Consider the following 12,465-nt stretch of genomic DNA (forward strand, 5'->3'; position numbering starts at 1 on the left):
TATCAACCGCTGAAACGCGCCTCCAGCTGTTGCTTGACCACAGGCCAGTCATGGTCGGTGATGCTGTACAACACGGTGTCATCCAAACGCCCATCGGCCAGCCGACGGTGGTTGCGCAGCACGCCTTCACGCAGCGCACCGAGCTTTTCAATAGCACGTTGCGAACGCAGGTTGCTGGCCGCGGTTTTTAGCTGCACACGCACCATGCGCCAATTCTCGAAGGCATGCTTGAGCATCAGGTATTTGATCAGGGTGTTAAGGCCCGTGCCGTGCTGGCTGCGGTCCAACCAAGTCCAACCGATTTCTGCGGCCGGCAGGCTGCTGACAAAATCAGCAAAGCGTGTGGTACCAACCAACTGTTCATCCAGGCGGATGACAAAGGGCAAGGCGCGCCCTTCGCGCTGTTCGAGCAAGCCCTCGCGGTACCAGTCCAGACGCTGAGTGCCATTCATATGCACCAGTTCTGCACGATTGGCTTCGGCCAGGCTCACCAACGCCGGGATATCCGCATCGACCATAGGCTCGATGCGCAATCCACCACGTTGCAGGGTTATTAGTTGCGGCTTGAACATAGGGTCCCTCCTCGGACAGCGTCGCAGACGCGACACGCTAACAGCGCGTGCCAGTGTGCACAATCCACAACAGTCATACGAGCTGTACGCGTGCGACCTTGGTCGTGCCTGACGCGTCGTAACTTTACTGCGAAACTGCAGCCCATAATCTGTCTCGGGCGCTGATGCGTTAGGCTTTGGCGGCTCTAGCGCTGCCCATTGCGAGCGCAGCGCCCCTCTCGTTTGTTTTTGGAGTATGCATGACCTTGTCCAGCGGACTGATCGCCGCGGTTGCGCTGATCTATATGGCTATTCTGTTCGCCATCGCGTTCTACGGTGACCGCCGCGCCGCGCCCATGCCGCCGCGCGTACGGGCCTGGGTCTACAGCTTGTCACTGGCGGTGTACTGCACCAGCTGGACATTTTTTGGCGCGGTCGGCCAGGCCGCCGAGCAGCTCTGGTCGTTTCTGCCGATTTACCTCGGGCCCATCATCATTTTGGTTTTCGCACCCTGGGTGCTGCAGAAGATGGTGATGATCAGCAAACAGGAAAACATAACCTCGATTGCCGACTTTATTGCCGCACGCTACGGCAAATCTCAAGCGCTGGCGGTGGTGGTGGCGCTGGTTTGCCTGGTCGGGGTGTTGCCCTATATCGCCCTGCAGCTCAAAGGCATCGTGCTCGGCGTTAACCTGCTCAGTGGAGCGGGCGCGGGCGCCAACGGCACGGGCGCTCAGGACACCGCGCTGATCGTGTCACTGGTGCTGGCGCTGTTCACAATATTGTTCGGCACGCGCAACCTGGATGTCACCGAACACCACCGCGGCATGGTCCTGGCGATTGCTTTCGAGTCGCTGGTCAAGCTGCTGGCCTTCCTCGCGGTCGGCGGTTTTGTCACCTATGGCCTGTACAACGGCTTTGCCGACCTGTTCAGCCAGGCCAACGCCAGCCCCGCGCTGGAGAGTTTCTGGGCAGAAACAGTGAACTGGCCGGCGATGATGATGCAGACCGGCCTGGCGATGATCGCCATCATCTGCCTGCCGCGGCAGTTCCATGTGGCCGTGGTGGAAAACATCGAACCCAAAGACCTGAAACTAGCGCGCTGGGTGTTTCCCGCCTACCTGATACTGGCCGCGCTGTTCGTGGTGCCGATTGCCCTGGCCGGGCAGATGCTGCTGCCGGCCGGGGTTACACCGGACTCCTTCGTTATCAGCCTGCCGCTGGCCGAGGCCCACCCGGCACTGGCCCTGCTGGCCTTTATCGGCGGTGCGTCGGCCGCCACCGGCATGGTCATCGTGGCCTCGGTGGCACTGTCGACCATGATCTCCAACGACATGCTGCTGCCCTGGCTATTGCGCCGGCAAAACACCGAACGGCCCTTCGAAGCCTTCCGTCACTGGATGCTCACTGCGCGCCGCGTCAGCATCGTGCTGATCCTGCTGCTGGCTTACGTGTGCTATCGCCTGCTGGGCTCCAACGCTAGCCTGGCCACCATCGGCCAGGTGTCGTTTGCCGCCATCGGCCAGTTGGCCCCGGCAATGTTTGGCGCGCTGGTGTGGAAACAGGCTAACCGTCAGGGTGTATTTGCCGGGCTGTTTTTTGGCGCACTGATCTGGTTCTACACACTGGTGATGCCGTTGCTCGCCCGCAGCCTCGGCTGGCCCGTGGATGTGTTGCCGGGTATCCAAACCCTGCTCTACGGCCCGATTGGTTTTCAGGTCGACCCACTGACCCGTGGCGTGGTGCTGTCGCTGGCCGGTAACTTCCTGCTGTTTGCCTGGGTGTCCTACTTTTCCCGCGCGCGGGTCGCGGAGTACTGGCAGGCCGGGCGCTTTATTGGCCATGACCTGGGCAATAAGCCCAGTAGCCGCAGCATGCTGGCGGTGCAGGTCGGCGATTTGCTGCTGTTGGCCAACCGCTTTGTCGGCGAAGACCGTGCACGCCAGAGCTTTATGCGCTTTGCCTACCGCCAGGGCAAAGGCTTCGACCCCAGCCAGACCGCCAACAGCGACTGGATCGCCCACACCGAGCGCCTACTGGCCGGCGTATTGGGTGCCTCGTCGACCCGTGCAGTGGTCAAGGCGGCCATCGAAGGCCGCGAAATGCAGGTCGAGGACGTAGTACGCATCGTCGATGAAGCCTCCGAAGTGCTGCAGTTCAACCGTGCACTGCTGCAAGGTGCGATCGAGAACATCACCCAGGGCATCAGCGTGGTCGATCAATCACTGCGCCTGGTGGCCTGGAACAACCGCTATATCCAGCTGTTCAACTACCCCGAAGGCCTGGTCTATGTCGGGCGGCCGGTGGCTGAACTGATCCGCTTTAACGCCGAACGCGGCCTGCTCGGCCCAGGCGATATCGACGAACATGTCAGCAAGCGCCTGCACTGGATGCGCCAGGGCACCGCGCACACCTCCGAGCGGCTGTTCCCCAATGGCCAGTTCATTGAGCTGATCGGCAACCCAATGCCCGGCGGTGGCTTTGTCATGAGTTTTACCGACATCACCGAGTTCCGTGAAGCCGAGCGCGCGCTCAAGGCCGCCAATGAAGGCCTCGAACAACGGGTCAGCGAACGCACCTATGAACTCTCGCAGCTGAATCAGGCGCTGACCGAAGCCAAGGGCGTGGCCGAAAGCGCCAACCAGTCGAAAACTCGCTTTCTCGCCGCGGTCAGCCATGACTTGATGCAGCCGCTGAACGCGGCACGGCTATTCTCCGCGGCCCTGTCCCACCAGGACGACGTACTCCCCGAAGACGCTCGGGAGTTGGTGCGCCACCTGGACAGCTCGCTGCGCTCGGCCGAAGACCTGATCAGCGACCTGCTGGACATCTCACGCTTGGAAAACGGTCGCATCACCCAGGATCGTCATGCCTTCGTGCTGAACAACCTGTTCGACACCCTCGGTGCAGAATTCAAGGTGCTGGCCACCGAGCAAGGCGTGGACTTCCGCCTGCGCGGCAGCCGCTTGCGGGTGGACAGCGACATCAAGCTGCTACGGCGTATCCTGCAAAACTTCCTGACCAACGCCTTCCGCTACGCCAAGGGGCGCGTGGTACTGGGTGTTCGCCGTCAAGGCCGGCACCTGCGCCTGGAAGTCTGGGATCGTGGCCCGGGCATCCCGGACGACAAGCGCAAGGTGATTTTCGAAGAATTCAAACGTTTGGACAGCCACCAGACCCGCGCCGAAAAAGGCCTGGGCCTGGGCCTGGCGATTGCCGATGGTCTGTGCCGAGTGCTCGGCCACACCCTGCAAGTGCACTCCTGGCCAGGCAAAGGCAGCGTATTCAGTGTCACCGTGCCGCTCGCCCAGCATGCCGAAGCCCCGGTGCCGGTTGCTCAGGTGGATCATCACGGTCAGCCACTGGCCGGTATCCAGGTGCTCTGCGTGGACAACGAAGACAGCATCCTCACGGGCATGCACAGCCTGCTCTCACGCTGGGGCTGCCAGGTGTGGACCGCGCGTAATCGCCTGGAATGCGAACACCTGCTCAGTGAAGACGTGCGCCCGCAACTGGCGCTGGTTGACTATCACCTGGATGACGGTGAAACCGGCACCGAACTGATGGCCTGGCTGCGCACGCGCCTGGGTGAACCGCTACCGGGTGTCGTGATCAGCGCCGACGGCCGCCCTGAGCTGATCGCTCAGGTGCATGCCGCCGGCCTTGATTTCCTGCCCAAACCGGTCAAACCAGCGGCATTGCGCGCCCTGATTAGCCGGCACTTAACGCTGCGCTAGCAGGCGATTGAAGCGCTGGCGAAGCCGGTGGTTTTGCAACAGCCTGCTAGAGGCGCTGACGGAACAGCGCTTGATGCTCGCGGCATTGCGCAGCGGCGAGCAGGAATACGCCGTGACCGCCGCGCTCGAACTCCAGCCAGGTGAAGTCGACTTCCGGGTACAGTGCCTCGACATGCACCTGGCTGTTGCCGACTTCAACAATCAACACACCCTTTTCGCTGAGGTGGTCAGCGGCTTCAGCCAGCATGCGCCGCACCAGGTCCAGGCCATCATCGCCACAGGCTAAGCCCAGCTCCGGCTCGTGCTGGTACTCGGCCGGCATATCGGCAAAATCCTCGGCGTCCACGTACGGCGGGTTAGACACGATCAGGTCAAAACGCTGCCCCGGCAGCCCATCAAAGCCGTCGCCCTGAACGGTGTAAACCCGCTCATCCAGGCCATGCCGTTCGATATTTTGGTTGGCCACTTCCAGCGCCTCAAACGATAGGTCGCCCAGCACCACTTCGGCCTCGGGGAACTCATAGGCACAGGCGATACCGATACAACCCGAGCCGGTGCACAGGTCGAGAATCCGTGTCGGCTGTACGGCCAGCCACGGCGCAAAATGCTGCTCGATCAACTCGCTGATCGGTGAGCGCGGAATCAGCACGCGCTCGTCGACGATAAACGCCAGGCCGCAAAACCAGGCCTCGCCCAGCAGGTAAGGGGTCGGTACACGCTCATCGATGCGCCGCGTGAGCAGCGTTTGCAGGTGCGCATGCTCGTCGTCTTCCAAGCGGCAATCGAGGTAGCCGTCGGCTATTTCATACGGCAGGTGCAGGGCACCGAGTACCAGCTGGCGCGCTTCGTCCCAGGCATTGTCGGTGCCGTGGCCGAAGAACAGCTCCTCGCCATGAAACCGACTGACCGCCCAGCGAATGTAATCGCGCACAGTGCGCAGGCGGGTTGGGTGGGCATGTATGGCGTCGGTCACGGCAGCTCTCCGCTGGTAAAAGTCCGCCATTCTAGCAGCCTGTCACGCTTACCCGCGCCCAGGCTCAGCGGCTGTTTAACGGCACGACGCATTGCTGACCATAAAAGCCGCTGCAGTCACAAAGTAAACCTGCCTATGGCTTACGCGCATCAGTATAATTTTGTTACCAATTTCTAACCCTTCCCTCCCTTTTCTTAAGAACCCCCTAAAAATGGTCATAGATCCCTTCTCGCTCACGGGCTTGCTCGTGCTGGCGATATTCCTGATTGGCATGACGCTGATTATTTTTGAAGCACAACTGGAGATGGATAAGTTCAAGCCGGCGATGTTCATGATGTCCGGCCTGATCGTTATCGGCGCCCACTACGCGTTTTATGACCCGAACGGCTTCCAGTACTTCCTGCATGCACAAAGCGAAATCAAGGAAGAACTGTTCGGCCTGATCGCCTTTATGGCGTTTATGTGGATGGTGGTCGAGCTGCTCAATGAGCGGAACGTATTCACCGCACTCAACGGCTACCTGATGCGCAAGGGCCTCGGGGCGCGCGGCATGTTCTGGGCTACTGGGGCACTGTCGGCCATGCTCTCGCCGTTTCTCAACAACATCACCACGGCGATGATCTTCGGCAAAACGGTGAAAAGCATCTCGACAAACCAGCGTTACACCCATATTTCGCTGTGCAACATTGTGGTCGCCTCCAACTCCGGGGTGTGGTTCCTCGGCACCTCGACCAGCCTGATGGTGGTGCTGGCCGGCAAAATCAGCATCGCTGGTTTGTTGCTGCTGATTCCTTCCGCGCTGATCGGCTGGCTACTGTTTGCCGCCACCTTGCACTTTTTTTATCTGCGCAAACTCAATGGCCAAGCGTTGATCCACCTCGCGGACCAGTCAGAAACCGCCCTCAAGCCCGGCGGTGCGGGTCTGGCCTTGGTCGGCTTCTTCGCGGTATTCGGCGCAGTACTGTGCAATGTCCTGCTGAAAGTCAGCATTGAGTTCGCCATCGGCATCGGCCTGGGCATCGTCGCCCTGTACGCCTGGCTGTTGATGCGTCGTGGCATCGAACTGCCTTGGCAGGATCAACTGCAAAAGGTCGAGTGGAACGCCCTGCTGTTCTTTATCGGCATCATTACCTCGGTAGCGTGCCTCAACCATGTAGGCTGGTTGTCGTATATCTCGCGACTGTTTGAAGTGCTGCACCCCACGGCGGTCAACGTGGTGCTGGGGGTGGCGTCCGGGGTGATGGACAACGTGCCGGTGGAAGCGGCCGCACTGATGTCAAACCCCGAGCTGGGCCTGAATCAATGGGCGCTGAATGCCTTGATGGTCGGCATCGGTGGCTCGCTGACGGTGGTGGGTTCCGCGGCCGGCGTCATGGCGATGTCGCTGGATAAGACTTACAGCTTCGCTGTGCACCTGAAGTTCTTACCCGCCATCTTGGTCAACTTCTTCGGTTCACTCGGTATCTGGTACCTGCAGTTCGAATTGTTAGGCCTGTACTGACCGTGCCCATGGCGTCAAAGCATGACTCGCGGACTGGGAACACCGCGCGTCGTGCTTTAGGCGCAATGACCGCAGTACCGCAATGGAGTTACCTTGCCGAACAACTGCTGCAAATGTTCGGAACACCAGGTAATCCGGCCCATGGCGCCGTAACTTTGCTGGTAAGAACCTGGCCTGGGTCGCCACTGGCCCCGGCTCGCCAGCAAGATCATTGACCACAACGGTTCACAGCAGCGCAGCACAAGTGGACAATGGCCAGACTGTCCATGCCAGCCTGGAGTTCCCTGCCATGTCCGCCGTAAAAACGATGTTCGCCCTCACTGGCCGCAGCCATGCGCCCGCCAGCTTGAGCAATGCAACCTTGCTGATCATTGATGCGCAAGAGGAGTACCGCAGCGGCGTGTTGCAATTACCAGGACTGGATGCCGCGCTCGAGGAAATTGCCAAGCTGCTCGCCGCCGCACGCGCCCTCGGCAGTGCCATCGTGCATGTCAAACACCTTGGCATCCCCGACGGCCTGCTCGATCCCCGCGGCCCACGCGGCATGCACCTGCCCGAGGTTGCGCCGCTGCCAGGGGAAATCGTCGTCGAAAAACGCATGCCCAACGCCTTTAATGGCACTGACCTGCATGAGCGTTTGCAAGCCATCGGCCACCTAGACCTAATCGTCTGCGGGTTTATGACGCATTCGAGCATCAGCACCACGGTACGCGCCACCAAGGACTATGGTTACCGTTGCACCGTCGTCGATGCGGCTTGCGCCACCCGTGACCTGCCGACCCTCGATGGTCAGGTCATCAGTGCCGCCGACATGCACCGCGCCGAGATGATCGCCCTGGCCGACAACTTTGCCGCCGTTGTGCCGCACGCCAGCGCGATGATCTGAACGGCTGCGGGGCAACTCGCCACTTACCCGTGCTGGCCACCGCAGTTGAACCACGCCAGCACACACCGGTCTTATCGCCGATAGCCACTGAGGAAATTGGCATGAGTAAATCGGAATGAAATTCTCCGATGGTTTTGACGCCCGCCGCCTGCGCCCGCGCAATGCCAGTAACTGGCGCCTGCGTCTGGGGGCTGGGCTGGCGGCGTTGTTCGCCGCATTCGGCGTGCTGCTGACTCTGGCAGGCACCGCCACCCTGCTTGGCCAGCCTGCCGCACTCGGCCCGCTGAACGAGTCGCCGGCCACGGCCAGCGTGTTTGTCGTCACCGGTTTGCTGCTACTGAGTGTCGGCGTGCTGCTCTGGCGTCGTTGTCGACGCCGCCTGCGCCGCCCCAGCGACCTAAGCATGGCACCGCACCTGATGAAAAAGCGCGACTGAGCCTTACGGATCCGCACAGCACGAAGACCGACAGGTTGGTTACACTAGCGGCCTTCGCGCAAGTGTAGGGTCTGCCGCCGTTTCGGCGCGGCCATGAACTAAACGGTAACAGGCACCAAATGCAAGACGACGATTTCTCCCTGTTCAAAGCCCAGTTGCACGGCGTCAGACCGATCAAGCATGACCGTGCGGACACCGGCAAGCCAAAACCCAACCGTGCCCAACTGGCCACCCTGCGTCAGGCTGCTACGGCGCGCGTCGACGCGATCAAGGTCGATGGCCTGTCTGATCAGTTTGTCATTGATGTCGGCGCCGAAGACCCGCTGTACTGGGCCGCCAATGGCGTGCAAGAAGGCCAGATGCGTAAGCTCAAACTGGGCCAGATCAGCTTCGAAGGCAGCCTCGACCTGCACGGCATGACCGTGGAAAAAGCCCGCGACACCCTGTGGGAATTTATCGCTGAAGCCAACAAGCTAGAGGTGCGCTGCGTGCGCATCACCCATGGCAAAGCCGTGCGCATGGACGGCCGCAAGCCGATGATCAAAAGCCACGTCAACACCTGGCTGCGTCAGCATCCGCAAGTACTCGGCTTTACCTCTTGCCTGGCCAAACACGGCGGCACCGGCGCGGTTTACGTGATGCTCAAGCGCACCATGATGGATGGTCGCGACGAATAAGCCCCTGCAACTGGCGGCTGGCGCACTTGCCAGCCTTATCCCTGCGCCCTACCCTGCGCGCTCTGCAAAGACCTACGAGAGTGTCCATGTCTCTGGAACAGCAATACACCACGATCCTCGGCCAACTCGGCGAAGACGTATCCCGCGAAGGCCTGCTCGACACCCCCAAGCGCGCCGCCAAAGCCATGCAGTACCTGTGCAAGGGCTATCAGCAGACGCTTGAAGAAGTCACCAATGGCGCGCTGTTCAGCTCCGATAACAGCGAAATGGTGCTGGTGAAAAACATAGAGCTGTATTCGCTGTGCGAGCATCACATGCTGCCCTTTATCGGTAAGGCCCACGTCGCCTATATCCCCAACGGCAAAGTGCTTGGCCTGTCGAAAGTCGCACGCATTGTCGACATGTACGCACGGCGCCTGCAGATCCAGGAAAATCTCAGCCGGCAGATCGCCGAAGCCATCCAGCAAGTCACCGGTGCCCTCGGTGTTGCGGTGGTTATCGAGGCCCAGCACATGTGCATGATGATGCGCGGCGTGGAAAAGCAGAACTCCTCCATGGTCACCTCGGTGATGCTCGGCGAGTTCCGCGAAAACGCAGCAACCCGCAGCGAGTTCCTTAGCCTGGTTAATAACTAAGCAAAACTTGCCACACAAAAAAACCGGCTTAGCGCCGGTTTTTTATGCCTGAAACACCCATGACAGCCGATGCTGATCGGCTATAAGCGCTGCTCACTGCACCCACCTGGGCCACCCTACTCTGGCGATCACCCAGCGGCGCAACGGCGTTATCAGTACAACAAGCACCACACCGTGCTTATTGCGGTGCCACCTCAGCCACTCCATGGGCCTGCCGCAAGGAGCGATACTTAGCGCTCTGCACATACTCAGCTTCCCAGCGCACTACATCGGCCGCGGGCATAGGCTTGGCAATCAAATAGCCTTGGGCAAAATCACACCCCAGTGACCTAAGCGCAAAAAAGTGCTCTTGCGTCTCAACGCCTTCGGCCACAACAACTTTATTGAATGCTTTGGCCAGCCCGACAATAGCCGAGGTAATCGAAAAATCTTCGGCATCCACCAACATATCCCGGACAAAAGACTGATCAATTTTAAGCGTCTGCGTGGGCAACTGCTTCAAGTAGTTGAGTGAGGAATAACCTGTTCCAAAATCATCAATCGAGAATGTCACACCCAGGCCTTGGCAGCCCACAATACATTTATTCACATACTCGATATTATCCAGCGCAACCGACTCAACGATCTCAATATCCAGCAGTCCAGCGTTAACGTGCCCGGCGTTCTGCAGTACTGCCCCCAGACGCTCAATAAAATTTTGTTCTTTAAAATGCCGTGCAGCAATATTCACGCTGACCGACCAGTTACGCCCCGTGGCGCACCACTCACTGATTTGCGCGACTGCTTGCTCAATGGCCCATTCACCAATATCGCAAATTATTTTATCGTTTTCGATTTGCGGTAAAAAATCCAATGGCGACACTAGCCCTCTTTCGGGATCATGCCAACGCAACAACGCCTCAAAACCAACGACACTGCAGTCATTCAAGCAAATCTTTGGCTGATAAAACAGTGAGAGCTCACCAAGCCTTAGTGCTTCTTTAACCCTATTGATTATCTTAAAGCCGCTCTTGACCTTGCTGTCATGAATGACATCAAAAATATGATATGACATCGGCCCTTTTTGCTTCGCCACATACATCGCCTGATCAGCATGACGCAGCAGGGTGTCAACACTTCGATTATCTTTAGGGTAAACCGTGAGGCCGACACAGGCAGACACCCTAAATTCAACACCCTGTATTATGTAGGGTGCATGAATGGCCGCCATGATGCGTATAACGGCCGAACCAATTTCTGAGTGCTCCTGCAAGTCTTTGAGCACTAAAACAAACTCATCGCCACCTGTTCGCGCCACTATATCGGTGGGACGCAGTACACTTTTTATACGAGCAGAGACAATAACTAAAAGTTTGTCACCTACAGCATGCCCGTAACCGTCATTGACCTCCTTAAAACTATCAAGATCAATCATTCCTACAACAACCGACTTGCCAGATGAGCGCTGCTCTAGACACGTTTCTTTAGCTATTTTAGCCAGCAAAGCACGATTAGGTAGCCCTGTGAGTACGTCATGATCAGCGCGCCACTCTAAATTACGTAGCAATTCCTTTTTTTCGCTGACATCAAATCGAATTGAGATATACCGTTCAATTCTGCCACTCTGAGGATCAACCATCGGCATGATGGCACTGTAAACCCAATATAGACTGCCATCTTTGGCGCGATTACAGATATCGCCTTTCCAGGTCGAGCCTGAAGAAATCGTGCGCCACATGTTCTCAAAAAAAACGGGGGTGTGAGTGCCAGAATTAAGCACTCGGTGATTCTGGCCCATCAACTCGTCTTTGTTGTAGCCCGATATCTTACAGAACATATCATTCACATAAATGATTGTTCCGCTCGGGTCAGTCTCAGAAAAATGGCTGCGCGATCAACCGCCATCCGATAGGTATCTATCACGGCAAACTCCAAAGCAAAGATTAATCTATCGATTAAAACGATCAACTAACGCGCGCAGCCCGCGAGATGACTGCTCCAACTCGCTGCCATAACCCACAGCAGACGTGGCATTACCCGCTGTCCGTTCGACGGTCACCGCAACGTTATTAATTTGCTTGGATATATCCTCAGCGACATGCGCTTGCTCTTCCGAAGCGGCGGCCATCTGCTGGCTCATTCCGCTGATCTTGTCTACGGCCTCGCGAATGCCCTGCAAGGCCCGTTGCGCTTCGATCACTTTTTGCACACCGTGATCGGCCTCGTTAATACCCAGCTTGGCAATGGCGACCGCGTCATCAGCACCCAGCTTTAAGGCCTGAATAACATGATGAATTTGCTGAGTAGACTCACGCGTCTTGCTCGCAAGGGCCCGCACTTCGTCCGCGACAACAGCAAAACCTCGGCCTTGCTCACCAGCCCTTGCCGCTTCAATTGCAGCATTCAATGCCAGGAGATTGGTTTGATCGGCAATCGTCTGGATAACTCCAGCAGCGCTCATGATTTGCTGCGTCTCATTTGCCAGGTGATCAACGGCAGAGCTGATATTGGACACTGTGGTGGCCAGTGACTGAATGGCCGTGCGCAATGTTTCAGCTACAGCATCACCCTCGGCAGCCAGTTCATTGGCTCTTTGTGCCTCAGTTGCAGTTTGCTGCACATGGCCTGCCACCTCGGAAATGGATGCGGCCATTTCCGTCATGGCTGCGGCGGTCATGTCTATCTCTGAGCGCTGTTCTAACAATGAAGATTCTGTCTGGCTGGATAGCGATGACGAGTGTTTAGCTGAGTCGGCGACCAACACTGTCAAATCACTCAGCCGGGTTAAGGCCGTTTTAAGTCGAGCATCTTCACTGATCAAGACCATTTCCATTTGCGCCGAAGCCCCTGACGCATCGCTGTAGGTGGCTGCACTGACAGGATCAAAAAATGCATCGGGTGCACTGCGCAGTATTTTCACCAAGTGCTTATCTAACCGAGCATATGCCCACCAACTAAACAGAGAGAATATTGCAACAATCGCTACTTGCGCATAGAAACTGGAAAGATAACCAATTGAAAAGACCGCACCCATGATCGCCGCCACCGGCAGCGCAAAAACCTCAAACAGCTTTGCTACTGAATTAAATA

General features: G+C 58.0%; 9 protein-coding genes and 1 pseudogene. 6 read left to right on the plus strand and 4 right to left on the minus strand.

The genetic code is table 11. The features are described 5' to 3' along the window. Window positions 1–2: 2 nt before the first annotated feature. Window positions 3–572, minus strand: coding sequence for a GNAT family N-acetyltransferase (locus ACEPAJ_RS13170; RefSeq protein WP_425915251.1), 570 nt, complete (start codon window positions 570–572; stop codon window positions 3–5). Window positions 573–811: 239 nt separating this feature from the next. On the opposite strand from ACEPAJ_RS13170, the gene ACEPAJ_RS13175 reads away from it, so the two are divergent. Beyond that, window positions 812–4,288 carry a hybrid sensor histidine kinase/response regulator gene (locus ACEPAJ_RS13175; protein ID WP_425915253.1) on the plus strand — a complete coding sequence of 1,159 codons (3,477 nt, stop codon included), beginning with the start codon at window positions 812–814 and terminating at the stop codon, window positions 4,286–4,288. Between the two features lie 46 nt (window positions 4,289–4,334). Here ACEPAJ_RS13175 and prmB read toward each other — a convergent pair whose 3' ends face one another. After that, window positions 4,335–5,249 (minus strand): 50S ribosomal protein L3 N(5)-glutamine methyltransferase, encoded by a 915-nt coding sequence (gene prmB / locus ACEPAJ_RS13180; RefSeq protein WP_425918032.1) that lies wholly within the window; start codon window positions 5,247–5,249, stop codon window positions 4,335–4,337. 223 nt (window positions 5,250–5,472) lie between these two features. On the opposite strand from prmB, the gene nhaD reads away from it, so the two are divergent. From nhaD to folE, 5 genes are all read left to right on the plus strand, one after another. Continuing rightward, window positions 5,473–6,762, plus strand: a complete 1,290-nt coding sequence (gene nhaD, locus ACEPAJ_RS13185; RefSeq protein WP_425915255.1) for a sodium:proton antiporter NhaD — start codon at window positions 5,473–5,475, stop codon at window positions 6,760–6,762. A 289-nt stretch (window positions 6,763–7,051) separates the two neighbouring features. After that, complete coding sequence (locus ACEPAJ_RS13190; RefSeq protein WP_425915257.1) at window positions 7,052–7,648, plus strand: cysteine hydrolase family protein; 597 nt, start codon at window positions 7,052–7,054, stop codon at window positions 7,646–7,648. A 115-nt stretch (window positions 7,649–7,763) separates the two neighbouring features. After that, a complete protein-coding gene (locus ACEPAJ_RS13195) occupies window positions 7,764–8,084 on the plus strand; it encodes a hypothetical protein (RefSeq protein WP_425915259.1) in 321 nt (106 codons plus the stop codon). A gap of 119 nt (window positions 8,085–8,203) precedes the next feature. Continuing rightward, on the plus strand, window positions 8,204–8,761 hold the full coding sequence (locus ACEPAJ_RS13200) for a Smr/MutS family protein (RefSeq protein WP_274086499.1): 558 nt from the start codon (window positions 8,204–8,206) through the stop codon (window positions 8,759–8,761). An 86-nt stretch (window positions 8,762–8,847) separates the two neighbouring features. Then, window positions 8,848–9,396, plus strand: coding sequence for a GTP cyclohydrolase I FolE (gene folE / locus ACEPAJ_RS13205; protein WP_425915261.1), 549 nt, complete (start codon window positions 8,848–8,850; stop codon window positions 9,394–9,396). 178 nt (window positions 9,397–9,574) lie between these two features. Here folE and ACEPAJ_RS13210 read toward each other — a convergent pair. Both ACEPAJ_RS13210 and ACEPAJ_RS13215 read right to left on the minus strand, forming a co-directional pair. Beyond that, window positions 9,575–11,280: pseudogene (locus ACEPAJ_RS13210) on the minus strand (putative bifunctional diguanylate cyclase/phosphodiesterase). 43 nt (window positions 11,281–11,323) lie between these two features. Further along, on the minus strand, window positions 11,324–12,409 hold the full coding sequence (locus ACEPAJ_RS13215) for a methyl-accepting chemotaxis protein (RefSeq protein ID WP_425918035.1): 1,086 nt from the start codon (window positions 12,407–12,409) through the stop codon (window positions 11,324–11,326). Window positions 12,410–12,465: the final 56 nt, after the last annotated feature.

The sequence above is a fragment of the Pseudomonas sp. GWSMS-1 genome, from assembly GCF_049847425.1.
Lineage (GTDB): Bacteria > Pseudomonadota > Gammaproteobacteria > Pseudomonadales > Pseudomonadaceae > Aquipseudomonas.

What these genes read in the sequence shown, in the direction of transcription:
- ACEPAJ_RS13170 (WP_425915251.1), bottom strand. Translation starts at nt 572, where the DNA reads ATGTTCAAGCCGCAACTAATAACCCTGCAACGTGGTGGATTGCGCATC.
- ACEPAJ_RS13175 (WP_425915253.1), top strand. Translation starts at nt 812, where the DNA reads ATGACCTTGTCCAGCGGACTGATCGCCGCGGTTGCGCTGATCTATATG.
- nhaD (WP_425915255.1), top strand. Translation starts at nt 5,473, where the DNA reads ATGGTCATAGATCCCTTCTCGCTCACGGGCTTGCTCGTGCTGGCGATA.
- ACEPAJ_RS13190 (WP_425915257.1), top strand. Translation starts at nt 7,052, where the DNA reads ATGTCCGCCGTAAAAACGATGTTCGCCCTCACTGGCCGCAGCCATGCG.
- ACEPAJ_RS13195 (WP_425915259.1), top strand. Translation starts at nt 7,764, where the DNA reads ATGAAATTCTCCGATGGTTTTGACGCCCGCCGCCTGCGCCCGCGCAAT.
- ACEPAJ_RS13200 (WP_274086499.1), top strand. Translation starts at nt 8,204, where the DNA reads ATGCAAGACGACGATTTCTCCCTGTTCAAAGCCCAGTTGCACGGCGTC.
- folE (WP_425915261.1), top strand. Translation starts at nt 8,848, where the DNA reads ATGTCTCTGGAACAGCAATACACCACGATCCTCGGCCAACTCGGCGAA.
- ACEPAJ_RS13215 (WP_425918035.1), bottom strand. Translation starts at nt 12,409, where the DNA reads ATGGGTGCGGTCTTTTCAATTGGTTATCTTTCCAGTTTCTATGCGCAA.